This is a genomic window from Arthrobacter sp. AG1021, from assembly GCF_003633665.1.
GTDB lineage: Bacteria > Actinomycetota > Actinomycetes > Actinomycetales > Micrococcaceae > Glutamicibacter > Glutamicibacter soli.
In genome coordinates this window covers 19,121-42,733 of sequence record NZ_RBLB01000013.1, presented here as the reverse complement: position 1 = coordinate 42,733, position 23,613 = coordinate 19,121, and the positions used below count along the sequence as shown (strand labels likewise).

Annotated in this window: 22 protein-coding genes and 1 CRISPR repeat array (1 of these 23 running past the window's edge); of the genes, 11 read left to right on the top strand and 11 right to left on the bottom strand. The window is 63.0% G+C overall.

Annotation, left to right across the window (positions count from 1 at the left end):
• Positions 1 to 729: a CRISPR direct-repeat array (repeat unit 29 nt; unit sequence GAACACCGATGCGAACACGGATGTGAACA) (it extends 212 nt beyond the left edge of the window).
• A 65-nt stretch (positions 730 to 794) separates the two neighbouring features.
• From DFO58_RS17570 to DFO58_RS17560, 3 genes are all read left to right on the top strand, one after another.
• Positions 795 to 1,781, top strand: a complete 987-nt coding sequence (locus DFO58_RS17570; RefSeq protein WP_147407330.1) for a hypothetical protein — start codon at positions 795 to 797, stop codon at positions 1,779 to 1,781.
• Between the two features lie 154 nt (positions 1,782 to 1,935).
• The gene (locus tag DFO58_RS17565; RefSeq protein ID WP_120991877.1) at positions 1,936 to 2,655 is read left to right on the top strand and encodes a DUF5819 family protein; all 720 of its coding nucleotides are present in this window, start codon (positions 1,936 to 1,938) and stop codon (positions 2,653 to 2,655) included.
• A complete protein-coding gene (locus tag DFO58_RS17560) occupies positions 2,646 to 3,725 on the top strand; it encodes an HTTM domain-containing protein (protein WP_113608152.1) in 1,080 nt (359 codons plus the stop codon). Before DFO58_RS17565 ends, DFO58_RS17560 begins: the two co-directional genes overlap by 10 nt.
• A 90-nt stretch (positions 3,726 to 3,815) precedes the next feature.
• On the opposite strand, the gene DFO58_RS17555 is transcribed toward DFO58_RS17560, so the two are convergent.
• The 3 genes from DFO58_RS17555 to DFO58_RS18850 form a co-directional block, all read right to left on the bottom strand.
• The gene (locus DFO58_RS17555; RefSeq protein WP_120991876.1) at positions 3,816 to 5,198 is read right to left on the bottom strand and encodes an NAD-dependent succinate-semialdehyde dehydrogenase; all 1,383 of its coding nucleotides are present in this window, start codon (positions 5,196 to 5,198) and stop codon (positions 3,816 to 3,818) included.
• Between the two features lie 271 nt (positions 5,199 to 5,469).
• A complete protein-coding gene (gene mgrA, locus DFO58_RS17550) occupies positions 5,470 to 6,531 on the bottom strand; it encodes an L-glyceraldehyde 3-phosphate reductase (RefSeq protein ID WP_120991875.1) in 1,062 nt (353 codons plus the stop codon).
• 529 nt (positions 6,532 to 7,060) lie between these two features.
• Positions 7,061 to 7,183, bottom strand: coding sequence for a hypothetical protein (locus tag DFO58_RS18850; protein WP_272926234.1), 123 nt, complete (start codon positions 7,181 to 7,183; stop codon positions 7,061 to 7,063).
• A 153-nt stretch (positions 7,184 to 7,336) separates the two neighbouring features.
• Here DFO58_RS18850 and DFO58_RS17545 point away from each other — a divergent pair, with 153 nt between their 5' ends.
• Together DFO58_RS17545 and hrpB are read left to right on the top strand one after the other, a co-directional pair.
• Positions 7,337 to 8,122 (top strand): alpha/beta hydrolase, encoded by a 786-nt coding sequence (locus DFO58_RS17545; protein WP_052772588.1) that lies wholly within the window; start codon positions 7,337 to 7,339, stop codon positions 8,120 to 8,122.
• Positions 8,119 to 10,692, top strand: coding sequence for an ATP-dependent helicase HrpB (gene hrpB / locus DFO58_RS17540; protein WP_120991874.1), 2,574 nt, complete (start codon positions 8,119 to 8,121; stop codon positions 10,690 to 10,692). The genes DFO58_RS17545 and hrpB overlap by 4 nt, the downstream gene beginning before the upstream one ends.
• 60 nt (positions 10,693 to 10,752) lie before the next feature.
• On the opposite strand, the gene DFO58_RS17535 is transcribed toward hrpB, so the two are convergent.
• Entirely contained in the window at positions 10,753 to 11,985 is a 1,233-nt protein-coding gene (locus DFO58_RS17535) for an acyl-CoA dehydrogenase family protein (protein ID WP_053798692.1), read from the bottom strand.
• 112 nt (positions 11,986 to 12,097) lie between these two features.
• Positions 12,098 to 12,787, bottom strand: a complete 690-nt coding sequence (locus tag DFO58_RS17530; RefSeq protein WP_120991873.1) for a TetR family transcriptional regulator — start codon at positions 12,785 to 12,787, stop codon at positions 12,098 to 12,100.
• A 153-nt stretch (positions 12,788 to 12,940) separates the two neighbouring features.
• Here DFO58_RS17530 and DFO58_RS17525 point away from each other — a divergent pair, with 153 nt between their 5' ends.
• Positions 12,941 to 13,375 (top strand): hypothetical protein, encoded by a 435-nt coding sequence (locus DFO58_RS17525; protein ID WP_120991872.1) that lies wholly within the window; start codon positions 12,941 to 12,943, stop codon positions 13,373 to 13,375.
• A gap of 101 nt (positions 13,376 to 13,476) precedes the next feature.
• Complete coding sequence (locus DFO58_RS17520) at positions 13,477 to 13,716, top strand: hypothetical protein (protein ID WP_120991871.1); 240 nt, start codon at positions 13,477 to 13,479, stop codon at positions 13,714 to 13,716.
• 131 nt (positions 13,717 to 13,847) lie between these two features.
• On the opposite strand, the gene DFO58_RS17515 is transcribed toward DFO58_RS17520, so the two are convergent.
• The 3 genes from DFO58_RS17515 to DFO58_RS17505 form a co-directional block, all read right to left on the bottom strand.
• Positions 13,848 to 15,311, bottom strand: coding sequence for an MFS transporter (locus DFO58_RS17515; protein ID WP_120991870.1), 1,464 nt, complete (start codon positions 15,309 to 15,311; stop codon positions 13,848 to 13,850).
• Between the two features lie 61 nt (positions 15,312 to 15,372).
• Complete coding sequence (locus DFO58_RS17510; RefSeq protein WP_231735905.1) at positions 15,373 to 16,371, bottom strand: PhzF family phenazine biosynthesis protein; 999 nt, start codon at positions 16,369 to 16,371, stop codon at positions 15,373 to 15,375.
• A gap of 94 nt (positions 16,372 to 16,465) precedes the next feature.
• Positions 16,466 to 17,005, bottom strand: coding sequence for a hypothetical protein (locus DFO58_RS17505; RefSeq protein ID WP_286163660.1), 540 nt, complete (start codon positions 17,003 to 17,005; stop codon positions 16,466 to 16,468).
• A gap of 204 nt (positions 17,006 to 17,209) precedes the next feature.
• On the opposite strand from DFO58_RS17505, the gene DFO58_RS17500 reads away from it, so the two are divergent.
• On the top strand, positions 17,210 to 18,307 hold the full coding sequence (locus DFO58_RS17500) for a mechanosensitive ion channel family protein (protein WP_120991869.1): 1,098 nt from the start codon (positions 17,210 to 17,212) through the stop codon (positions 18,305 to 18,307).
• 95 nt (positions 18,308 to 18,402) lie between these two features.
• Here the strand turns inward: DFO58_RS17500 and DFO58_RS17495 are convergent, their stop codons facing one another.
• Both DFO58_RS17495 and DFO58_RS17490 read right to left on the bottom strand, forming a co-directional pair.
• Positions 18,403 to 19,047 (bottom strand): YqaJ viral recombinase family protein, encoded by a 645-nt coding sequence (locus DFO58_RS17495; RefSeq protein WP_231735906.1) that lies wholly within the window; start codon positions 19,045 to 19,047, stop codon positions 18,403 to 18,405.
• Positions 19,048 to 19,111: 64 nt separating this feature from the next.
• Complete coding sequence (locus DFO58_RS17490) at positions 19,112 to 19,372, bottom strand: thioredoxin family protein (RefSeq protein WP_120991868.1); 261 nt, start codon at positions 19,370 to 19,372, stop codon at positions 19,112 to 19,114.
• Positions 19,373 to 19,502: 130 nt separating this feature from the next.
• On the opposite strand from DFO58_RS17490, the gene DFO58_RS17485 reads away from it, so the two are divergent.
• The 3 genes from DFO58_RS17485 to DFO58_RS17475 all read left to right on the top strand — a co-directional run bounded on the left by DFO58_RS17485 (position 19,503) and on the right by DFO58_RS17475 (position 22,806).
• Entirely contained in the window at positions 19,503 to 20,240 is a 738-nt protein-coding gene (locus DFO58_RS17485) for an ABC transporter ATP-binding protein (protein ID WP_047119965.1), read from the top strand.
• Complete coding sequence (locus DFO58_RS17480; protein ID WP_120991867.1) at positions 20,237 to 21,562, top strand: FtsX-like permease family protein; 1,326 nt, start codon at positions 20,237 to 20,239, stop codon at positions 21,560 to 21,562. Before DFO58_RS17485 ends, DFO58_RS17480 begins: the two co-directional genes overlap by 4 nt.
• Positions 21,563 to 21,750: 188 nt before the next feature.
• Positions 21,751 to 22,806 carry an ABC transporter substrate-binding protein gene (locus tag DFO58_RS17475; RefSeq protein ID WP_120991866.1) on the top strand — a complete coding sequence of 352 codons (1,056 nt, stop codon included), beginning with the start codon at positions 21,751 to 21,753 and terminating at the stop codon, positions 22,804 to 22,806.
• Positions 22,807 to 22,809: 3 nt separating this feature from the next.
• Here the strand turns inward: DFO58_RS17475 and DFO58_RS17470 are convergent, their stop codons facing one another.
• Positions 22,810 to 23,607, bottom strand: a complete 798-nt coding sequence (locus DFO58_RS17470) for an MBL fold metallo-hydrolase (protein WP_047119962.1) — start codon at positions 23,605 to 23,607, stop codon at positions 22,810 to 22,812.
• Positions 23,608 to 23,613: the final 6 nt, after the last annotated feature.

Below are 23,613 nucleotides of genomic sequence, written 5' to 3'. Positions count from 1 at the left end.
CTGCGAACACCGATGCGAACACGGATGTGAACACTGCGGATAACGCGGCTGCGAACACCGATGCGAACACGGATGTGAACACTGCGGATAACGCGGCTGCGAACACCGATGCGAACACGGATGTGAACACTGCGGATAACGCGGCTGCGAACACCGATGCGAACACGGATGTGAACACTGCGGATAACGCGGCTGAGAACACCGATGCGAACACGGATGTGAACACTGCGGATAACGCGGCTGCGAACACCGATGCGAACACGGATGTGAACACTGCGGATAACGCGGCTGAGAACACCGATGCGAACACGGATGTGAACACTGCGGATAACGCGGCTGCGAACACCGATGCGAACACGGATGTGAACACTGCGGATAACGCGGCTGCGAACACCGATGCGAACACGGATGCGAACACTGCGGATAACGCGGCTGCGAACACCGATGCGAACACCGATGCGAACACGGATGTGAACACTGCGGATAACGCGGCTGCGAACACCGATGCGAACACGGATGCGAACACTGCGGATAACGCGGCTGCGAACACCGATGCGAACACCGATGCGAACACGGATGTGAACACTGCGGATAACGCGGCTGCGAACACCGATGCGAACACGGATGTGAACACTGCGGATAACGCGGCTGCGAACACCGATGCGAACACGGATGTGAACACTGCGGATAACGCGGCTGAGAACACCGATGCGAACACCGCAGACAACACCGCGGATAATACGGAGCATCCGACACTTACTGTGCTGCCAAACAGTGTCGAAGCAGGGGATGACGTGACCTTCATCGGTGACAAATTCGCTCCGGATGCCCCAGTGGAACTCAAGGTAAAGAATGTCAATGGTGAGGGCGATCCTGTCCTGGACCTCAGGCTCTCAGCTGATGGCAAGGGACACTTCAAGCACAACTTCAGCACCGAAGGACTGCCAGAAGGAATCTACATCATTGAAGTCACCGATCCTGAAACTGGCAAAACCTACAACGAATACTTCGAAGTCAAGCTGTCGGATGAAGCACCACTTGATGTCGCCGTAGACATTACACCGAACCGCTTGATCAAGGGCGAGTCGGGCGAAGTGACGGCTAAGGGCTTTACGCCTGGCGGAAGTGTGAGCATCCAGCAGAGTGCTCTTGGTGCAACCGAAACCTCAATGACTAAGGCCATGGCCGCAGCACTGCCACCAGAAATAACTGCCGATGATGCTGGCGATATCTCCTTCATGGTGGATACCGCTGATATCGAGTTAGGCAATTACATCTTGATTCTTACGGACGTGGAAACTGGCTCGTATGCTTTCACCACGTTCAGCGTCGTGGAAGCCGAGAGCGGCGCTGACAACACTGCGGATAACGCGGTTGAGAACGCCGATGTGAATACTGCGGATAACGCGGTTGAGAACACCGATGCGAACACCGATGCGAACACGGACGTGAATACTGCGGATAACGCGGCTGAGAACACCGATGTGAATACTGCGGATAACGCGGTTGAGAACACCGATGTGAATACTGCGGATAACGCGGTTGAGAACACCGATGTGAACACTGCGGATAACGCGGTTGAGAACACCGATGTGAACACTGCGGATAACGCGGGTGAGAATGCTTCCGAGAACGGAAATGGTTCTAAGGATAACGACGCTAAGGGCGACCAACTTGCGAACACTGGTTCCAACGGGGCACTTGTCCTTGGAGCAGGAGCTCTCTTGCTGGTTCTCCTAGGGGTTGCAGCTCGCCTATTGGCCCGCAAGCGAAAGGCATAGGGCATTAGGAATTAGTCAGTAAGAGGAAGGGGCATCTTCGGATGCCCCTTCCGCTTCGCAGTTTACTCCTCGAGTGTTCACGACTTTTGTGTGAATGTTTGTAACAAAGAAGGGCCCCATGCGGCAAAGAAAAAATAAACCGAAGATCCTATCTATGGCTGTGCTGCTGATTGCTGGATTGTTGGCGATGGCACACATCGGTGCAACACTCGCGTTTACGGGCCCCTCGACTCCTATTAAGAGTTCGCTGCAACCCGAGCTCAACAAGTACTTTCTGGGTCCACTCGATCAAGGATGGAGCTTGTTCGCTCCAGGGCCATACTCCCAAGACGAATACTTCACCATGCGAGCTTGCGTGTCGGATGGGAAAACCTGTGCGGCAGGCGCAAAGAACGGTGCTGAATTCACCGAGTGGAGGGATGTCACTGCTGAAGAAATGGTGTCCCGAGCAGGGAACGTGTTTTCGAATAGAGAAGCCAAGCAATCAAAAGCAATCCACGGACGATTGTGGGGTGCAGTTTCCGATCTCAGCTCTGAAGCCAAGAAAGAAATCGAGAAACCCTTTGTACTCGGTGTCCCCGTATTCGGAACGGACCTAGATTCTGGCGAAGCGGCCGAGAAATATTCGGCATCTGAGCGGACTAGCCTCCGTGCATACAAACGCATGGAAGACACCGCTGTTGGGTTCGCGACGCTCTATGCGCAAGAGCAATGGGGCGGAGCCTCGATGGTCGAAATTAAATTGCGGCGCGAGTCCGTGACACCTTTTAACCTGCGCCACGAGGAAGGGCATAAAAACAAGGTCTCAGAGGTGTACATCGGTTGGCGCGATGCGAAAGAATTCGACGAGCAGACTCTGGCGGTATGGAAATGAATAATACACCGAATCAGTATCCATCAGTTCTTGCATGGATCAAGAGCCATCGAGGACTACCAACCGATGGCTTGAAGTGGATTTATGATTGGTTCTCGGTCGATCGGAAAGCCTCGTATGGGCTGGCCGTAATGCGAATGGTTTCTGGTGCCTTGATTCTCGGTTGGCTATTGGTAAATGCGCCGGTCGCTGCCAAGATCTGGGGTCCCGGATCAGCCTATATGGAACCATACCGTTCAGTGCTGGGTTACCCATGGCCCTTGGACATTCTTCGAGATGCAAGCATGGGGCTGTTCGTAACCTGGTATGTTGCAGCGATCCTGCTGGCTGTGGCGTTCATGATTGGCTGGAAGACTCGGTTTGTCACGCCGTTGCTCTTTGTCTTCTATACCGCCATCAATGCTCAAAACACGCCCATTTCAGATGGCGGGAACTACTTTATCCGAATCATGCTCATTTATCTGATCTTCGCGGACTTATCTAAGCGTTGGTCACTCGATTCATGGCTTACGAATCGAAAGGCAAAAAAGAAGCGTGAGCGTGAATTCGCGACGATTCTCCATAACTTGTCGCTGTGTCTTGTGGTTGCCCAGTTATGCATTGTGTACTTCGAAGCCGGGATGTACAAGGTTCAGGGTGCGCTATGGCAAGAAGGCACGGCTATGTACTATCCGATCAGCTCGGAAGCCTACGGCGTATTTCCGTGGCTAAGCTCGCTGATCACGTGGAATGCATGGGTCGTAGTGCTGATTACCTACATGACCGTTATCATCCAGATTGCTTTTCCCTTCATGCTATTTAACAAGCTCAGTCGGCGTATCGCACTAGTGCTGGTCTTGGGGATGCACCTCGGTATTGCGGTCGTCATGGGACTGCCGTTCTTCTCCGGAATCATGGCGTCCGCCGACGCAGTTTTGGTATCCAGCACTTCATGGCTTACCGTGCAGGCTTGGCTGGCAGGCTGCTGGAGAAAGGTATTCGGGGGTCGACGCCCTATGCCGGAACAAATTCAAACCGGAGAAACAAAGCAGGATGAATTAGAAACAGCGAAGATACCTGTTTCAGCTTGAATGACCGAATAGGCAGAAGGTGCGCTCCTCCTCAGGAGCGCACCTTCTATTTAGTGGCCGTTAGGCGAATATCAGCCTATGTAGAACGGGCTACTCGCCTACGTAGAACAGACGCTTGTTGACGAACTCTTCCATGCCCAGCGGGCCAAGCTCGCGGCCGAAGCCCGAGCGCTTGACTCCGCCGAATGGCATTTCAGCGCCTTCTGCGCTGGCGGCATTGACGTTGGACATGCCGACCTGAAGCTTCTGGGCAACCTTTGCGGCGCGGGCTTCGTCGGTGGAGTGCACCGAGCCGCCCAGGCCGTAGATGGTGTCGTTGGCCAGCTCCGCAGCTTCCTCGTCGCTGGTTACCTTGTAGACCACTGCGACCGGGCCGAACAGCTCCTCGTAGTAGGCGCGCATTTCCTTGGTGACACCGGTGAGCACGGCAGGGGAGTAGTACGCTGAAGGACCGTCATGCAGCACGCCACCGGCGTGCAGGGTTGCGCCCTTGGAAACTGCGTCCTGTACTTGTGCGTGCAGGTCTTCGGCGGCCTTGCGCGAGGACATCGGTGCGAACGATCCGTCCTCTTCCTTCATCGGGTCGCCGGGCTTCAGGCCCTCGGCACGCTTGGTCAGCTCGGAGACGAACTCGTCGTAGATGTCTTCCATGACGATCATGCGCTTGTTCGAATTGCATGCCTGGCCGGTGTTGTCGATGCGGAAGCCCCAGGCTGTTTCGGCAATGCCGGCCACGTCATCCGAATCCAGAACCACGAACGGATCAGAACCGCCGAGCTCCAGCACTGCCTTCTTCAGGTTGCGGCCTGCCTGCTCGCCGATGATGGCGCCTGCGCGCTCCGAACCGGTCAGGGAAACACCCTGGATACGGCTGTCGGCGATGATGGTGGAGATCTGGTCGTGGGTGGCGAACACGTTGTTGTACACGCCTGCCGGAACGCCGGCTTCATCCATGATTTCCTGGATGGCCAGAGCCGAACGTGGGCAGGATTCTGCATGCTTCAGCAGAATGGTATTGCCCAGCATCAGGTTCGGTGCGGCGAAGCGTGCGACCTGGTACAGCGGGAAGTTCCACGGCATGATGCCCAGAAGCGGGCCTACGGGCAGCTTCTGGACGATGGCCTTGCCGCCGGAGAAGGACTTGATCTCCTGGTCCGCCGCGAGGGTCGGGCCCTCGGAAGCGAAGTATTCGAAGATCTCCTGGCAGAACTGGGCCTCGCCCACCGCCTCGGACAGCGGTTTGCCCATCTCGGTGGTCATGATCTTGCCTAGTTCTTCCGCGCGCTCGGCGAAGAGCGCACCGACCTTGGAAACGACCTTGGCGCGCTCGTCGATGTCAACGTTCTGCCAGGACTCGTATGCGGACTGCGCGGAAGCTAGTGCCTGCTCGATCTGCTCATCGGTGGCAACGTCGAATTCCTCGACTACCTCGCCGGTCGCCGGGTTCAAGACCTTGTAGGTTGGGGCGCTCATCGATGCTCCTGTCTTTGTGCATGTTGGTCGGTTTTACGCGAACGTAGCTGGTTGTTATTGAACTATAACCAATAAATGAATGTAATTCACTTCATATCGCGTCCACTCTGAGCTTATCCATACAATGCAGAATCTGCCAGCATGGAATCGCTGCGCTAAACGAACTTTCACTAGGAAGTGATGGAGAGACAGAAAATGTCGCACTGACCGGAAAATTCTCCAGACCAGCGCGACACTTTCAGATCACCATGCGGGTTCGCGCAGTCCTCATTTAGCCGATGGCGGAGCTGCGCCACCAGTCGATGCCTGCATCGCCCTGGGCGATCTGCGCGATTTCGTCCAGCTCGGCTTGCGTGAAATCGACGTTCTTCAAGGCGCCGAGGTTCTCGTCCAGCTGCTTGGTGGATGAAGCTCCGATCAGCACCGAGGTTGCGGCTCCGTCGCGCAGCAGCCAGGCGATGGCCATTTGGGCCAGTGACTGGCCACGGCGCTGAGCCACGTCGTTCAGGCGGCGGATCTTGGCCAGGTTCTCATCGGTCAGCTGCTCGGTCAGCGCCCGGCGGCCGCCTTGGCGCTGGACGTCGGTCGTGGTCAGGTACTTGTCGGTCAGTAGCCCCTGTGCCAGCGGGGTGAAGGCGATGGCTCCCATGTTCTCTTCTGCCAGCGTTTGCAGCAGACCGTGCTCCACCCATGGGTTCAGGATGTTGTAGGACGGCTGGTGGATCACCAGCGGGGTCCCCAGATCCTTCGCGATCGCCTTGGCCTGAGCCGTGCGCTCGGCTGAGTAGGACGAAATGCCGACGTACAGCGCCTTGCCGGAACGCACCAGCGTATCCAGCGCCCCGATGGTTTCCTCAAGTGGCGTCTTTGGATCGAAGCGGTGGGAATAGAAGATATCCACGTAGTCCAGACCCAGTTTCTCCAGCGAGGCGTCGCAGGAGGCGGTCAGGTACTTGCGTGATCCCAGGGTTCCGAAGGGGCCGGCCCACATGTCCCAACCGGCTTTGGAAGAGATGACCAGTTCGTTGCGGTAAGGCTTGAAGTCCTTGCGCAGCATGCGGCCGAAGTTCTCCTCGGCCGATCCCGCCGGCGGACCGTAGTTATTGGCCAGGTCGAAGTGCGTGATTCCGTGGTCGAACGCATGACGCAGGATCTCGCGCTGCGAATCAAAGGTCCGGTTGTCGCCGAAGTTCCACCACAGACCGAGGGAGAGGGGTGGCAGCATGAGGCCCGACTCGCCGACGCGACGGTATCCGAAGTGCTCGTAGCGGTCCGCCGCGGCCACATAGGGGCGGTGGGTGTCGTTGACGGGGTTGACGATCTCGTATTCCACGAAAAACCTTTCTGCCGGCTGAAGCCGATCAGTGCGATGGAGAAATCTCTCTGCTCCACCATATGTCAGATTTTTGAGACATTTCAGGGTGGAAACCGAATCTCTCGGAAGGAATATGCGGAAGGAATGTGGGGATGAGCGGACCCACCGCCTGCGCGTGGCATGCGATGGGCCCTGTGATACGAAAGCTTGGGGGCGCTTCCGCATCCCGCAACTGCATGGTTTATGGGGGGTACCATGCAGCCACGGCCAGCTTAGCCGGTTCTTGAAGTCTATCTTTGTGCAGATCAGCTAGGGCTTTATGACAACCAAGAGTGGCTGGTGGACCGATGGTTCTAACCAGTTGGCTATTGGTTCGGGGCTGGTTGCCGGATTAAATGAAGAACCGATCTGTCAGGCCAAGGAGGTAACGCCTGCGCAGATCGGTTCTTCCAGATCACTCGCACCTTGAGAAGGTAGTACCAACACTAGGAGCGAAGGCTTGAGATAACCTGAGAGTCGCGTGTGCGACAGCTTGAACGATTGGTGGCTAGTAATTCGAGGGTGGGTCGGAGGCCGGGAATGACTCGTCTTCCCATTCCTCGACCAGCTGCTCGTCATGCTCGTCGTGCAGCTTCTTCTCGAGATCCTCTCCATTGGGTTGCTCGCTCATGTCATGCCCCTTTCATAGCTCTCAACGCGTGGCCGGCAAATGGCCAAGCCACTGTAACCTCAGTGTTCTCCTTCTAGCCCAGGTTGTCGAGGGTTGGGAAGGACAGGCGATTTCCTTCGGAGGAAAGGAAGGGATTTAATCGAGGGTATGCCGATGATCAAGAACCCCGCTGACGGTGCAGAAATCTTCTTCGACGACGATGCTGCCGATGGCGAGCCGATCCTGTACCTGCACGGTTCCGCCCTTTCGCGATCCATCTGGCGCGGTCTGGGCTACACCAAGACCTTGGGCGCGGGTCATCGCAACATCCGGATGGACCTGCGCGGCCACGGCCGCTCCTCCAAGTCCCACGACGTCGCCGACTACACGATGGAAAAGGTTATGGGGGACATCCATGCGCTCCTGGACCATCTAGGCCTGGAATCCGTTCACGTGGTCGGGTACTCGTTCGGCGCGCGCACCGGGCTGCATCTGGCAATGACCTCTCCGGCCTCGGTGCTGTCGTTGATCATGCTCGGCGGCACCTTCGAAATCACCCCGGGCGAAATCGGCAAGCTCTTTTTTCCCGGCTACCTTCAGGTGCTGCGCGACGGGGACATCGAAGGCTTCGTCACCGGCCAGGAAACGCGCGGACGCCTGGATCCCGCCACCCGGATGGCGTTCAAGTCCAACGACCCGCTGGCCCTGGCCGCCTACTACGAGGCGGCGGAAACGGTCCAGAACGTCGAGCTGGCCGAGCTGGCCCAGATCCGCGTCCCTACCCTGCTGCTGATCGGCACCCGCGACCAGCCGCGCTTCGACCAGAACAAGATCATGGCCCACACGTTGCCCAACGCACGCATGGTCGCCCTGCCCGGGCGCACCCACGGCAGCACGCTGTTCCCCATCGAACCGGTGGTCCAAGCCATCGAGTCCTTCTGGAACGGCCGTCGGCGATGAGTTCAGCGCTATTCGACCTCGACGCGGTCTCCCGCGGCCTGGCCTTCGGCCCGAGCCGCCACGAGCTGTTCAACAGCGTCAAGGCCGACCCGGCCCAGCCGCTGGTGATCCAGGCACCCCCTGGATCCGGCAAAACGACCATCGTGCCGCCCACCGTGGCCAATGCGCTGGCAGGCCGCGGGCTTGACGGACGGGTCGTCGTCACCCAGCCGCGCCGCGTGGCAGCACGCGCCGCGGCCCGGCGCCTGGCGCAGCTCGACGGCTCCAAGCTCGGGGACCGGGTGGGCTTCTCCGTTCGCGGCGAACGCATGCTCAGCGACCGCACCAAGGTCGAATTCGCCACCGCGGGCCTGATGCTGCGCCGCCTGCTGGCCGACCCGGACCTGGACGGCGTCAGCGCGCTGATCATCGACGAGGTCCACGAGCGCTCCATCGACACAGACCTGCTGCTGGCCATGGCCAACCAGGTATCCGAACTGCGCGACGACCTGAGCTTGGTGGTCATGAGCGCCACCCTGCACGCGCAGGAGCTCTCCCAGCTGCTCGCCCGGGACGCCCCGGCACCGGTGCTCAGCGCCCAGAGCGCCCAGTTCCCGGTCCAGGAACTGTTCGATAGCTTCTCCGGCCAGCGCAATACCGAGCGCGGGCTCTCCCACGACTACCTGAGGCATGTGGCCCGCAGCGCGCTCAAGCACTCCGAGCTGGCCAACCGCGCTGCCGGGCAGCCGCTGGACACCCTGGTGTTCCTGCCCGGCGCCGGGGAGGTGCAGCGGGTCTGCTCGTACCTCGAAGCCTCCGGCGCGCGCAGCTTCGCGCTGCACTCGCAGATCTCCTCCCGCGAGCAGGACTCGATCCTCGGCGTCCCCGACGTTGCGGAACCGGCGCGCATCATCGTGTCCACATCCATCGCCGAATCCTCGGTGACCGTGCCGCGGGTGCACCTGGTGGTGGATGCAGGCTACTCCCGGGAACCGCGCCGTGACGAAGGCCGCGGTTTCAGCGGCCTGGTCACCGTGGTGTCAAGCCGTGCCGCCGCCACCCAACGGGCCGGCCGCGCCGGACGCCTGGGACCCGGCACGGTGGTGCGCACCCTGGATGCGAAGTCCTTCGCCGCGGCCCCGGCGCACTCGACCCCCGAGATCCGCACCGCGGACCTGGTGGACGCCGGGCTGACCCTGGCCGCCTGGGGCGCTCCACGCGGGGAAGGACTGTCCATGTGGGAGCAGCCTCCGGTCGCGACCATGCGCGCCGACGAGCAGGTGCTCCACGCGCTGGACGCCGTGGACGAATCCGGCCGGATCACCGCGCTGGGCGAACGCATGTCCAAGATCCCCACCGATCCCCGTACCGCCAGGGCGCTGCTGGAAGGCACCGCGCGCTTCGGCGCGAAGGCCGCCGCAGAGGTGGTCGCGATGCTGGCGGGATCCGAACGGGTGGCCAGCGCCGACCTCGGCGAGCTGCTCGCGGCGCTGCGGCGCACCTCCCACCCCGGGCACCGCAGTTGGGCCCGGGAGGCCAAGCGGCTGGCCGCGCTGGCCCCGGCAGGGAAAGACGGCAACGCGGCCCGGCCGCAGGCGGCGGCGGACGCCGTGGCTGGGATCTGCGCACTGGCCTATCCGCAGTGGATCGCGCGCCGCATGGGGCCGGCCGAATACCTGCTGGCCTCCGGCACCAGGGCCTCGCTGCCGCGCGGCAGCCATCTGGAGCATTTCGAATACCTGGCGGTGGCCGAGGTCTCCCGAACCGGCGGGGGAGCGATGATCCGCAAGGCCGCGGGCATCGACTTCGACACGGCCTGCGAGCTGCTGCCGCAAATGCACCGGATCCGCGACACCGCGCAGCTGCTCGACGGCAGGATCAGCGCCCGCAGGATCGAGTCCTTCGGCGAGATCGAACTGTCTTCCAAGCCGATCAAGGTGACCGGGGAGCTGGGGCTGCAGGCGGCGCAGGCAGCGCTCGCCGAACAGGGCCTGGCGGTGTTCGGGACGCAAGAAGGTTTCGAGGCGCTGCGCCGGCGGATGGCGGTGGCGCACCGGCTGCTGGGCGAGCCCTTCGCCCCGATGGACGAGGCCTCGCTGATCGCCCGCGCCGAGGACTGGCTGACCCCGGCGCTGCGCCAGCTGGCCGCCGGCAAGAGCGCGGCGAAGATCGAGCTGCATTCCGCGCTGCGCACGCTGTTGCCCTGGGAGCACGCCCACGACTTCGATGAGCTGGTGCCGCAGCGCCTGCAGGTGCCCTCCGGATCGCGGATCACCGTGGCCTACCCGCCGGTGGGCGACGCCGGACCGGCGGTGGTCTCGGTGAAGCTGCAGGAATGCTTCGGGATGGAGAATTCGCCCAAGCTGGTGCGCCAGAAGCTGCCGGTGCAGTTCCACCTGCTCTCGCCCGCGGGACGGCCGCTGGCGGTCACCGACGACCTGGTCAGCTTCTTCAATGGCCCCTATGCGCAGGTCCGCTCCGAAATGCGTGGGCGCTATCCGCGCCACCCCTGGCCGGAGAACCCCTGGGAGCACGTGGCGACCGCGTCGACCAAGAACAGGCTGAAGCGCGAGGCCGGAGGCAGGGCTTAAAGCGAGCCGGGCCCCGCGCGAGGTGCGCGGAGCCCGGAAGCCGGTGTGCCGTAGGGCGGCTTAGGCGAAGGCGGAGATGCCGGTGATGTCGCGGCCCATGATCAGGGCCTGGACGGTCTCGGTGCCTTCGTAGGTGTGGATTGCCTCCACATCGGCGAAGTGGCGCGCCACGCGGTTGCTGGTCAGGATGCCGTTGCCGCCCAGCAGGTCCCGGGCGTTAGAGGCGATCGATCGCGCGGTGCGGGTCGCGGTGTATTTGGCGAGCGAAGCCTGCGGGCCGGTCAGCTCGCCGGATGCTTCGCGCTTGGTGGCCTGCATGACCAGCAGCTGGATGGTGGCCAGCTCGGACTGCATGCGCGCCAGGCGCTCCTGCACGATCTGGCTGGCGGCCAGCGGGCGGCCGAACTGGATGCGCTGCTTGGCGTAGTTCACCGCGCTTTCGTAGCAGGCCGTGGCGTGCCCCACGGCGGCCCAGGCGACACCCAGGCGGGTCGCGAACAGCACGCGCGAGGTGTCCTTGAAGCTCTTGGCCTCGGGCAGCACGTCCTCGTCGGGGACGAAGACCTCGTCCATGCGGATGTGCGCCTGCCAGATGGCGCGCAGAGAGAGCTTGTTCTCGATGTTGGCGGCCTGGTATCCCTCGGCCTCCTGGTGGACAATGAAGCCGCGGACCTTGCCCTCCTCGTCGCGGGCCCACACGATGGAAACCCCGCCGATGGAACCGTTGCCGATCCACTTCTTCTCGCCGCTCAGGGCGTAGCCGCCCTCGACCTTGCGCGCTGCGGTCTCCAGCGACACCGAGTCCGAACCATGGGTCGGCTCGGTCAGCGCGAAGGCGCCGGGCAGCTCGCCGGCGAGCATCGGCATGCCGTACTTGGCGATCTGCTCCGGGCTGCCGCAGTAGATGACCGAACGCAGGGCCAGGCCGCCCTGCACGCCGATGATCGTGGCCACCGAGCCGTCGCCGCGGGCCATCTCCATATTGATCAGGCCAGCGGCCAGCGGGCTCATCTCCTGGCGGCCCTCGATCGCTAGGCCGTCGCGCAGCAGATCGGCGTCGCCCAGCTTCTTGACCAGGTGCAGCGGGTAGTCGGCCTTGTCCCAGTACTCGTGGATGTCGTCCTTGACCTCGTCGAGCACGAACTTGCGGGCCTTGGCGCGCCAGGCCGCGTCAGCCTCGGACAGCTCGGAGAAGATGCCGGTGGGATCGATGTTGACCCCGTCTGACCACAGGTCGTATTGCGGCTCGGTGACTCCGGAAGGGAAGGCGAAACCGGTCTGCTGCTGGGTCATGTGGGCGCTCCTTAGGGGCCTGGGAGATAATGTTCTACCCCAAGCGTAGTGGAACGCAGTGTCATGTCAAGATACTAGGTTTCAAATGTGGTGTGTTGCGTCGGAGACGAGGTCAGTGCTGGCGTTCTCGCAGCGCCTTGGCGACGGCGTCCAGGATCGACTGCTCGTCCGCGCCGGCGGGCAGCACTGAAACCACCACGCTCGGGGCGGCGCTGGCTGGTTTGCGCGATTCGTCGTTCGGATTGAGCACGTCGGAGAAGCGTTCAAGGAAGATCAAAACGTCGTGGGCGAGCTTCGTGCGGTCGGTGCTGTGCGGCTCGCGCAGCCACATGCGCAGGTGGTCGTTGTGGATCGCCACCAGGCCGGCGCTGACCCCCAGTCCCAGGGCGTGGGCGGCCGGGGTGGACACCAGATCGCGGCGGGCCAGGAACTGGTAGAACGCCCGTTCGTAGCGATGCGTGGATACCAGTTCGCGCTCGCGCAGCGAAGGCACCGAGGACAGCAGCTTGTGGCGCAATTGGGCGGCCTCCGGATTGGCCGTGTACTGGTCGAAAACCACGTGCGCGGCATCGATCAGCGTCTGCGTGGCATCCACGGAGGACGCGGCAAGGGTCGTTTCGACATGCGTGATGATCATTTCCTGATCCGCGAACACCATGTTCTCCTTGGAGCCGAAACGGCGGAAAAAGGTTGAACGCGAGATTCCCGCCGCGGTCGCCAACTCGTCGACACTCGTAGCATCGAAGCCTTGGGTGATCAGCAGATTCAGGGCGGCGGAAGGCACAGCGGAGGAGGGGATCATGATTCAAAAATCTAGCATGATTCCCGCAGCGGGATTCTTGCCCTTGGCTGAAAACGACACGCAAAAGATTGTGAACACCCAAGTCGATGACTACGCTGAGCAACAAGGCAACCCGTTCGGGCGGCCAATGACGAACCTAAGGAATGAGGCCCCATGGGAATCTCGATCGCAAACGCAGCGCTACGTTTGGTCAGTGGCGCATTCATTCTCAATAGCGGCATCAACAAGCTGCGCCTGGACGAGGCCAGCGCCGCAGGCCTGCAGCAGATGGCGGCCAACGGCGTCCCGCAGCTGGGCGAAATGGAGCCGGCGGCCTTTGGCAAGATGCTCTCGATCGGAGAGATCTCGCTGGGCAGCGCGCTGCTGTTGCCCCTGATTCCTTCGCGGCTCGCCGGCCTGGGGCTGGGAGCGTTCTCCGGAGTCATCCTGGCTTCCTATCTGCGCACTCCGGGGCTCACCGAATCCGACGGCATCCGCCCGACCCAGGACGGCACGGCCCTCGCCAAGGACGTCTGGCTTGCGGGCATGGCAGTGGCGCTGATTTTCGGACGTCGTTCCGCCAAGAAGGCCAAGAACAAGAAGAAGTAATTCGCCAAAGTTCTTGGGTGCCCCGGAGCGACAGCATAAGTTGATACTTGGGCTACTAATTTTCCGTGGTCACAACCGATTCTAGTGATGAGGAGAGTTGCATGGGTTTCTTGGATGATGCGAAGAAGAAGCTGGGCGAGGCCGTCGAGAACGTGAAGGAATTCGCGGAGGACGCTGCGGAGAACGTGAAGGAGTTCGCCGAGGACGCGACGGAAAATGTCAAGGAGTTCGCCGCCGACGCCAGCGAGAACGTCAAGGAGTTCGCCGCCGACGCGCAGGAGAAGATCGGCGAGAAGGTCGAGGAATTCAAGGGCGGCAACAAGCCGAACGGCGAAGCCTGAACCTGTTTATCGGCATTGTCCTGATCAAATTTTTTGATCAGGAATAGAGCAGAACACACTGCCCCTGACCACGAGTACGAACTCGTGGCCAGGGGCAGTGTGCGTGAAGCGAGGTTTAGCCAGCCGGGGCGTTATCCGCGCAGCTTCCTCTCCGACGGATGAGACTTGAAGAAGAACACCGAGAAGATCGCGGCCAGCGCCACGATGCCAGGCAGCATCAGCGCCTGGCCCAGCCCGACCGAGGTGGCTTCGAAGATCGCGGCTTGGTCGGCGGGCTGATTCAGTTCACCGATCTGCGCGGTGATCCTCGAATCCATCATGAACGCGATCAGCGCCGATCCCAGCACCGAACCGATCTGCCTGGTCGTGTTGTAGATGCCGGAGCCTGCTCCCGCATCGACGGCGGTCAAGTCCCGGGTGGCGGCCAGCGAGAGCGAAGGCCAGATCATGGCCGAGCCGAAGCCCTGGACCGCGGAAGGAATCAGCAGCAGCCAAAGCGGCATATCGGCGTGCATCATCAACGCGTAGGCGATGGTTCCACCGCCCATCAGGAAGAACCCCGGCAGGGCGAAGGTGCGCGGGTTGAACTTGTTGATGTGCTTGCCGATCATCGGCGCCATGATGATGCCCACCACGGCCATGGGGGAGATCATCAGCGCTGACTCGGTCGGGGTCAGTCCGCGAACATCCTGGAGGAAGAACACCATAGGCAGGCTGATGGTGGCGATCGCCAAGCCCATGAAGGTGATCGCGATATTCGCCAGCGAGAAGTTGCGCACCGTGAACAGGCGCAGCGGGACCAGCGGCTCGGCCTTGGTCTTGGACTGCCACCAGACGAACAGCGCCATCATCAGGATGCCGAAGATGATCAGGTGCCAGGCGCTGATCGGGCCGATGAACGGCTCCCAGTTGGTCGCGTCGCCTTCCTGGATGCCGTAGACAAGGCTGAACATGCCGATGGCGGACAGCGCCACGCCGATCCAGTCGAAGGAGTGCGCCTGCGGCTTGAGCTTGGGCACGAACTTGAGCACCATGGCGATGCTGACCACGGCGATCGGGATGTTGATGAAGAAGATCCATTCCCAGCCGGCCGAGTCGACCAGCAGGCCGCCGGCGATCGGGCCCACCAGCGAGGCGATGCCGGCCACCGCGCCCCACACGCCCATGGCCGCTCCGCGGTGGGCATAGGGGAACAAGCGGGTAATCATGGTCATGGACTGCGGCGAGATCAGTGCCGCGCCCAGCCCCTGGACGGCACGGGCCAGGATCAGCGAGGCCAGCGACGTGGACAGGCCGCTCCACAGCGAGGCGATGGTGAAGATGACCATGCCGATCAGGTAGATGTTGCGCGGACCGAAGCGGTCGCCCAGCCGCCCGGTGACCAGCAGCGGCACCGCAAAGGTCAGCAGGTAGGCGCTATTGATCCACAGGATGCTGGAGATGTCGGCGTCCAGGTCCTCCATGATCGCCGGCATGGCCGTATGGACGATGGTGGTGTCGAGAAGGATCATGAAGAAGCCGATGACCAGCGCCCAGAGGGCGTTCCACGCGGCTTTCTTGTTGAATTCAGTGGGGGTGTTCGCTGTTTGTGGCACTGGTCAAGACTAGTGCGTTCGGGCGCAATGCGAAATAAATAGGAAGACTATTGAAGCTGAATCAGTCGAAGCTCACAGTTCCGCAGACCCTGGTCACCACGTCGCCGCTGACCCAGACGCCCTGGTCGTCGGCCTCGACGTGCAGGATCGCATCGCGTCCCACCCTGGTGCCCTGGCGCACCGTGTAGCGCTGCGGGGCGTAGCCGGTCTCGGTCAGCCAGACGCCGAAGGCGGCGTTCAGGCTGCCGGTGGCGGGGTCCTCGGGGACGGCTTCGCCGGGAACGAAGTTGCGGACCTCGAAATCCGCCGGCGGCTGCATCACCACGGAGCCGAACCGTTCCTCGGAGCGTTCGAGGTCCGAGGAGTCCAGCGGGAGCAGCTCCTCGCGGGTGCCTGCCAGGCGCGGCAGGACCGACTGGCGCGGTTGCCAGCTGCCGTTGGAGACGCTGGATGCGGTGTACGGGCCGATGACTCCGACTTCGAGGCCTTCCAAGGCGTCGAAATCCGGTTCGATGGCCAGCACCACGTCGGCGTCGCGCAGCACCAGGCCTGCCGGCTGGGGGCCGTTGACCAGCCAGGAATGGTCGATGACGTCCTCGGGCTGCAGGCCCAGGCCGGAGATTGCCCACTGCAGGACGTCGGGCTCCAGCGGGCCCGAACGGGTCAGCGGGGGAGCGAGGAAGGCGATGCGCTGGGAGTGCTCGGCGGTGCCTTTCCGCTCGACGCGCAGCCGGATCAAGCCGCTGCGGCACTCCTGGATCAGGGAGCCGCTGGGGCCCGGTTCGCCGCCGGATTCCAGCCAGGCGTGGGCGGCCCCGAGCGTGGGATGGCCGGCGAAGGGCAGCTCCGTCGTCGGGGTGAAAATGCGGATCGCGTAGTCAGCCTCCTCCTCGGTCGGCTCGACGAAGAACACGGTCTCGGCCATATTGACCCACTTGGCGAAACGCTGCATCTGGTCGTCGCTGAGATGGTCGGCGTCGAAGACCACGGCCAAGCCGTTGCCGTTGAATTCGGTGGCCGCAAAAACGTCAACCTGCTGATAGGCAAATGTGCTGCTCATACATAGCATCGTGGCACATTCGTCAGCAGGTTGACGGGGTGTTACGCGGAACGTCATGCAAAAAGTGCCGAACCGCACCGAATATTTTTTGCGGTCACCACTGGTGGGCGACGTCGATCACGAGCCGGGAGGATGTCCCCGGGCCGTTGAGCAGGAATGCACGCATCGGAAGCCGTGCCCGGGTGGAGACGCCGAGCAGGGTTTCCCCTTCGAAGCTTCCCAGCCAGACCTGCTGCTTGAACGTCTTGTAGTTCAGGGTCTTGACCTGGGCACCTGGATTGTACGAGGTGCTTGCCGGGGCATGGAGCTGGATCTGCAGCTTCGCCCCGCCGGTGGTCTTCACTTCAATTCCGGAAGCGATGCCGACGAACTTGTCGACGTACTTCACGGTGTAGCCGGCCGGCTTGGACTTCAGGTCGATGACCATGCGGTCGTAGCACGTGTGCTGGCCGGTGCGCACGTTGGTCAGGACGGACGTGGTGGACAAGGTCTTGGTCTTGGCCAAGGAACCCCAGTAAACGGTTGCGCAGGTCGAGGCTGCGGTGGAGGTGGGTACTGCTACTGCTGCGGGCGTCATTGCCAGCATGGCTGCCGTCGCCGTGGCGGCGACGATTCCGAATTTTGTTCGGCGCACGGTGATCACCGGCTTTCTGTGGTTGCGCCAGCCGGCCGATTCACGTGGCCGGTCACACTACTAAAGCGCCGCGGCCGGGGAAAAGGCAAGAGTCTGGAGAAAACGGAACGATACCGATATTGATCTGTGACGGAGGCCGAGAAGTTCGGAATGACACAAGCGGCTACACAGCTCCCGGCCAGAGCCCTATGACATGCTTTAAGGATGACTCCAACACCTACCGCACCCATCGACGAAACTGTTGAAGATGTCATTCAGGCCTCAAGCTTCCTACCCGAATCGTTGCAATTCTGGGTGGTTATAGCTATTGGTGCAGTCGTTGCCGGGATCCTGACGGTCGTCTTCAGCGGTGTCGCGCGCCGCATCCTGGGGCGCATGGGCATTCCGGCCGGGACCGTGAAACCGACCAGGACTCCGTTCTTCGCCACGATGACCTCGATCGTCGTCAAATCGGTGTTCTCGATCTTCTACCGGGACAGGCCCTGGTACAACGCCTGGCAGTTTGTCATCCTCGCCTTGCTGATCTTCTTCCTCACCTGGTTCATCATCAGCGTCGTCACGGTCATCGAGACCTCGGTGCTGACCCGGGTGGAAGTCAGGTTCGGTCCGGGACGCAAGCTGGCCAAGGTGCGCACCCAGGTGGGCCTGCTGCGCCGGGTGCTGACCGCGGTGCTGTGCGTGCTGGCGATCGGGGCGGTGCTCCTGTCCATCGAGCAGGTCAGGGCGCTTGGCGCCGGTATTCTCGCCTCCGCCGGCCTGGCTTCGGTGGTTGTCGGCCTGGCCGTGCAGTCCACGTTGGCCAATGTCTTCGCCGGCATCCAGATCGCGTTCACCGATTCGATCCGTGTGGAGGACACCGTGGTGGTGGAAGAAGAACGCGGCACGGTCGAGGAAATCACCCTGTCCTACGTGGTGGTGCTGCTGCTGGACGGGCGTCGCATGATCCTGCCTTCCACCTACTTCACCACCACCCCGTTCGAGAACTGGTCGCGCCGCAGCAGCGAGATCTCCGGCAATGTGGTGCTGCAGCTGAAGCTGAACGCCCCGATCGAGTACCTGCGCCAGCGCACCACCGAACTGCTTGAATCCTCCGATTGGTGGGACGGCCGCACCAATGCCCTAAACGTGACCGACGTCCAGGGCGGCCTGCAGACATTGACCATATTTTTATCGGCGCGCAACCCCTCGGACCTGTGGGAGCTGCGCAACATGGTCCGCGAGAAGCTGCTGGGCGAACTGGTGCAGAGCTATCCCGAATGCCTGCCGGATCCGCGCACGCTGCCAAACGCCCCGACCGTGTAGCGATATATGCAGATGGCCCCGTGGAACCGCCGCTTCTGCGGTGCGTTCCACGGGGCCATTGCGGCTACGAGCACGGCTGAGGCGGCCGGCCTGGACTAGAGCCGCAGCGCGGCCGGCCCGTAGTCGTTGTAGCGCTGCTGCCGGGCGGTGGCGTCGCGCAGGGCCGAGATCAGCGACTCGGCCTTGTCGATCAGGTCCCGGATGAGGTCATCATCGCGTTCGACCCACAGGTACTCCGGGGTGTCGCGCAGCGGGACGAAGTTGTCGTGCTCCTCCCAGACGAACAGGGTGCGCTCGGCACCGATGACGTGCTGCTGCCAGAGCACCTGGCGCAGGTAGTTCTTCGGGATCTTCTTGAACGGCTTGTTGGTGGTCTTGATTTCCGCGAGCACCGGCACCCCTGCCGCGTCGAACCCGAGGCCGTCGGGGGTGGCCAGGTGCAGTCGGGAGTGCTGGGCGTGGAACAGCTGGGTGGAAGGGAAGATGTTGAAGTTCTCCTGGACCCAGGCGGCGATCACCGGCTCGCGCTTGCGGCCGTGGTCCGTGTAGGGGTTCCCGGAGAAGCCGTTGCCGTAGAGCTTGTCCCATGCGGCGTTCTTGATCGACTTCTCGGTGGAAAGCTTGGCCACGTCGGTCGCGGTGATGCCCTGCGACCGGGCCCGGAGCCACTCGATGCGGTTGGACGAATCGGCGAGAACTCGTTCGAAGCATTCATGGCTGACACCGGGCACTGTAATCACGTGCTCTATTCTCCCCCACAAAAGGGGCGCAACCGTGCATCTGCGCATCCAATCCCGCGTGAGGCTAGTCGCTGGCGCGGGCGATGGCGGCCAGCAGCTGGTTCAGGGTGGGCGGCTGCTCGCCGCGGAACCGCTCCTGCCCGTCGACCAGCAGGCGGATCACCGGGGTCGAAGTGATGCCCAGCTCCTCGCCGCGCCGCACCTGCTCGACCACGTTGATTTCCTCGACCTCCAGGTCCGGCAGCAGCCGCTGAACGCGGCGGACCAGCGACCTGGTGCTGACGCAGGGCGCGCAGAACGGCTGCGAATACAGTTCCAGCTTCATGGATCCGGTGTTCCTCCTGCCGGGGGATGGAGCGCGAGGTGCGGGCCTCATACCAGGGTATGTGCCCGGGCCGGCCGGTTTCGCTCCCCGAGACGATGCGCCCGGCCGCCGACATTGAAAACATGGAAGCATGCTAGAAAATTCCTTGGGACGCCCGGCAGTCATCTCCGCCCGCGGCCTGTACCGCAACTTCGGCAGCACCGCTGCCCTGGACAACGTGAACCTCGACATCCAGCTGGGCCAGTCGCTGGCCATCATGGGCCCGTCGGGATCCGGCAAGTCCACCCTGCTGCACGCGCTGGCCGGAATCGACCTGCCGGACTCCGGGCAGATCACGCTGAATTTGCCGGGGAGCGCCCCGGTGCAGATCGAATCGCTCAAGGACAAGCCCCGCACCAAGCTGCGCCGCGAGGCCTTCGGCTTCGTATTCCAATCCGGGCTGCTGATCCCGGAGCTGACAGCCATCGAGAACGTGGCCATGGCGCTGATGATCAACGCGGTGCCGCGTTCCAACGCGATGGACCGCGCCGCCCGGGCGCTGGCGCAGCTGGGGCTGGCGGGCATGGAGGAGCGCCGCATCGGGCAGCTCTCCGGCGGCCAGCAGCAGCGTGTGGCCATCGCCCGCGCCCAGGTGACCGGTGCCAGCGTGGTCTTCGCCGACGAGCCGACCGGAGCGCTGGACTCGGCCACCGGCGCCGAGGTGCTGGAAACCCTGCTGGACTGCACCGTCGGCGCCGGCAAGTCGCTGGTCATGGTCACCCACGACCGCACGGTGGCCGAACGCTGCGACCGGATCGTGCACCTGAGCGACGGCCGGTTGCTGGACGGCACGGCGCGCCAGGAGCGCCAGGCAGGAGCCTGGTCATGAATTCGGTGCACCTGGCCTGGATGCTGGGCCGTCCCTCCTCGACGCGCAGCTCGTCGCAGATCCTGACCGTCAGCGCCTACGCCATGGTCAACGCGATGCTGCTGATCGTGCTGGGCGGCGCCTACTCGTTCACCAGCTTCGAACGCGAAGCCCAGGCGACCTACCTGCCGCTGGCGGGATTCGCGGTGGTGCTGCTGGCCGTGCCGCTGATGGTGCTCGGCTCGGCCGCTGCCCGGCTGTCGGCGCGCACGCAGGACCGCGCGTTGTCCTCTCTGCGGCTGCTGGGCGCGACCGGCGGCCAGATCCTCAGCGTCTCGCTGCTGCAGGCCGCCGGCACCGCCTTGGCCGGGGCCTTGGCGGGCGTGGTGCTGTACCTGGCCTCCTCGCCGCTGGTGGCGATGATCCGCTTCCAGGGCGCGCCGCTGGGTGACGCCATCTACCTGCCCTGGTGGGCGGTGGCCATCGCGGTGGTGGTCATCGTGCTGCTGGCGGTGATCAGCTCGCTGGCCGGGCTGCGCAAGCTCATCATCACCCCGCTGGCCGTGGCCACCCGGCAAAGCGTGCCGGTGCCCAGCTGGATCCGGGTGCTGGTCACGGTGGGCTCGGTGGCGCTGCTCTACTTCGTCTTCACCAACATCAGTGTGGTGAGCCAGGAATTCGGCACCATCATCGCGGTGATCATCCTGGGCTTCGGCTTCGGCCTGCTGGTGCTGAACCTGGCAGGGCCGTGGCTGGTGGCCACGGTCGGACGGAGCAAGCTGAAGAAAGCGGTCAAGCCGGAGCAGCTGCTGGCGGCCCGCATGATCCTGGAGAACCCCGGCGAATCCTGGCGCCAGGTGTCAGGCGTCGCGATGGCCTCCTTCGTCGCCGTGGTCGGCGGCAGCGGGGCGGCGCTGATGAGCATGGGCAACGGTCAGGAGTCGACCGGCACCTGGTTCGACTACCTGCCGCAGGACATCCTCACCGGCGTGCTGCTGACCCTGGTTATTACTTTTGTTTGCGTGGCCGCGTCGGCCTCGATTTCGCAGAGCGCCAGCACCCTGGACCGCGCGGACCTCTATGACGGACTGCACAAGCTGGGCATGGGCTACGAGGTGATGAATGCGGCCCGTACCAAATCGCTGATGATCCCGGCGCTGACCGCTTCGATCGGCTTTGCCATCGCCTCGGTGGTGCTGGTCCTGCCGCTGGCCGGCGTTGCGGTGCTGATCAAGCCGCTGACGGTGCTGGTGGTCATCCTGGCCGTGGTGCTGGGCCTGGTGCTGATCCGCGCGGCCATCAGCGTGGCCAACCCCCGCCGGCTGCTCGCCGAGCGCGCCTAGCAGGTATTTCCGGGGCTCCAAGGTAGGGGACGGATACCCGAAAAGCCCAGATTTTCTGCGATTAGGGATTAACCGTGTTGCGTAATGCGGACGAAAACGCGTATTGTGACCTGTGGTTCGGGTAGGCATGCCTTACCTATTCGAATTCACAGTTCACGGAACCTCGCATAGTCTGGATAACCCCGCCCATGAATATCTCGCGCCGCACCGGCATCTTCGCCGCCTCCGCCGCCATCCTCGCCCTGAGCCTGACCGCCTGCGGCTCCAGCGCCGAACCCGGCGCCAATTCCTCGGCCGCGCCGTCGGCCTCGGCAGACTTCAGCCCGGTGACCATCAAGAACATCTACGGGGAAACCGAAATCACCGAGGTGCCGGAAACCATCGCGACCATCTCCTGGGTCAACGCCGACACCCTGCTGGCACTGGACACCGTGCCGGCCGGCATGGACACCGACACCTACGGGCAGAACGCCAACAACTCCACGGACTGGAAGGACGCCGCGCTGGCCGAGCTGGGCGCGTCCATCGGCTCCGAGAAGGCCCCGAAGCAGTTCGACATCGCCGACGGCATCGACTTCACCGGCATCGCCGAGCTCAAGCCGGACGTCATCTTCGCCCCGTACTCGGGCATGACGCAGGAAGAATACGAAAAGCTGGAAAAGATCGCCAAGGTCGTCGGGCCGATCGAAGCCAACTACACCACCAGCTGGCAGGACGCCACCGAAGCGGCGGGCCAGATGCTGGGCAAGCAGGACCAGGCCACCGCCTTGATCTCGGAGATCGAGGGCAAGATGGCGGCCGTGGGGGACCAGAACCCGGTGCTGAAGGATTCCACCTTCATCGCGGCCGACCTCTCCTCGCCGGAGACCTCCTACGTGTACTCCACCGGGGACACCCGTCCGCGATTCCTGACCGCGCTGGGCATGAAGCAGGCGCCGTATGTGGATGAGAACGCCGCCAAGGACGCCTTCTACTTCACCGTTTCCCCGGAAAAGGTCAACGAATGGGACGCGGACGTCGTCTTCGCCTCCGCCGTGGCAGGAAACTCCGTGGACGACATCGTCAAGGCCCAGCCGCTGTACGGCCAGATCCCCGCCGTGAAGAATGACGCGGTGGCCCTGCCGGGTACCGACCAGGCCACCTTGTCCATCTCCGCGGCCTCCCCGCTGTCCATCGAATGGGCGCTGGAGCACGTGGTACCGAATATCGTGAAGGCCGCCGAGAACGCGGCGGCCGCCAAGTAGCCCTTAGGCAGTTCGCGACAAGTAGTGCAATTGCGCCTCAAGGGAATGACTCGCCGCGCCGGCCAGGCGCGGATCAAGGTCGGGGTAGACCAGATCCAGCAGCTCTGCTGGCTTTGCGTCCGCCCCGGCCTTGCCGAGCTTCTCCAGCGCGGCGCGCACCTGGTTCAGCCGGTCCTCCCGGTGCGCCAGGTATCCCTCCAGCAGTGGGTGGGATTGCCGGTGCTGCTCGCCGTGGGCGGGATGCAGCGGCATGTCCGGCAGCTCCAGCAGGCGCTCCAGCGAGGACAGGTAGTCGTACAGCGTTCCATCGGGGTGCTCCAGGATGGTGGTGCCCCGGCCCAGCACGGTATCCCCGGTGAACAGGTGCTCCTCGGCGCCGATGCGCACAAAGCAGACCGAGTCCGAGGTGTGCCCGGGAGTGAATTCCACCCGCACCGCGGTGCCGGCAGCCTCGATGGCCTCCCGGTCCGCGAACACCTCGGCCCCGCGGCAGAACTGCTCCAGGAAGGCACGCACCGGGGCCCCGGTCAGTTCACTCAGGCGGTCGATGCCCTCGGTGTGGTCCGGATGGCGGTGCGTGATCAGCACCAGCTGCACGTCGTAGGCGGCCAGCGCCTGCAGGTGCGGCTCCAGCTCGGGGCCGGGATCGATCACGATCACCGGGGTCCCGGGCGCAAGGCTCGCCTCGGGGGCGAACAGCAGATAGGTATTGGTCCCGTCGAGCGTCATTTCCGAAGGGTTGTCGGCACGCAGCACGGCAATGCCGGGCGCCAGAACTGTGGGCGCAGAAACATGATCCATGACAAC

Excerpts from the sequence above, each read along its gene's own strand:
- DFO58_RS17565 (WP_120991877.1), top strand. The coding sequence starts at position 1,936 with ATGGCTGTGCTGCTGATTGCTGGATTGTTGGCGATGGCACACATCGGT.
- DFO58_RS17560 (WP_113608152.1), top strand. The coding sequence starts at position 2,646 with ATGGAAATGAATAATACACCGAATCAGTATCCATCAGTTCTTGCATGG.
- DFO58_RS17555 (WP_120991876.1), bottom strand. The coding sequence starts at position 5,198 with ATGAGCGCCCCAACCTACAAGGTCTTGAACCCGGCGACCGGCGAGGTA.
- DFO58_RS18850 (WP_272926234.1), bottom strand. The coding sequence starts at position 7,183 with ATGAGCGAGCAACCCAATGGAGAGGATCTCGAGAAGAAGCTGCACGAC.
- DFO58_RS17545 (WP_052772588.1), top strand. The coding sequence starts at position 7,337 with ATGATCAAGAACCCCGCTGACGGTGCAGAAATCTTCTTCGACGACGAT.
- hrpB (WP_120991874.1), top strand. The coding sequence starts at position 8,119 with ATGAGTTCAGCGCTATTCGACCTCGACGCGGTCTCCCGCGGCCTGGCC.
- DFO58_RS17535 (WP_053798692.1), bottom strand. The coding sequence starts at position 11,985 with ATGACCCAGCAGCAGACCGGTTTCGCCTTCCCTTCCGGAGTCACCGAG.
- DFO58_RS17530 (WP_120991873.1), bottom strand. The coding sequence starts at position 12,787 with ATGATCCCCTCCTCCGCTGTGCCTTCCGCCGCCCTGAATCTGCTGATC.
- DFO58_RS17525 (WP_120991872.1), top strand. The coding sequence starts at position 12,941 with ATGGGAATCTCGATCGCAAACGCAGCGCTACGTTTGGTCAGTGGCGCA.
- DFO58_RS17520 (WP_120991871.1), top strand. The coding sequence starts at position 13,477 with ATGGGTTTCTTGGATGATGCGAAGAAGAAGCTGGGCGAGGCCGTCGAG.
- DFO58_RS17510 (WP_231735905.1), bottom strand. The coding sequence starts at position 16,371 with ATGAGCAGCACATTTGCCTATCAGCAGGTTGACGTTTTTGCGGCCACC.
- DFO58_RS17500 (WP_120991869.1), top strand. The coding sequence starts at position 17,210 with ATGACTCCAACACCTACCGCACCCATCGACGAAACTGTTGAAGATGTC.
- DFO58_RS17490 (WP_120991868.1), bottom strand. The coding sequence starts at position 19,372 with ATGAAGCTGGAACTGTATTCGCAGCCGTTCTGCGCGCCCTGCGTCAGC.
- DFO58_RS17485 (WP_047119965.1), top strand. The coding sequence starts at position 19,503 with ATGCTAGAAAATTCCTTGGGACGCCCGGCAGTCATCTCCGCCCGCGGC.
- DFO58_RS17480 (WP_120991867.1), top strand. The coding sequence starts at position 20,237 with ATGAATTCGGTGCACCTGGCCTGGATGCTGGGCCGTCCCTCCTCGACG.
- DFO58_RS17475 (WP_120991866.1), top strand. The coding sequence starts at position 21,751 with ATGAATATCTCGCGCCGCACCGGCATCTTCGCCGCCTCCGCCGCCATC.
- DFO58_RS17470 (WP_047119962.1), bottom strand. The coding sequence starts at position 23,607 with ATGGATCATGTTTCTGCGCCCACAGTTCTGGCGCCCGGCATTGCCGTG.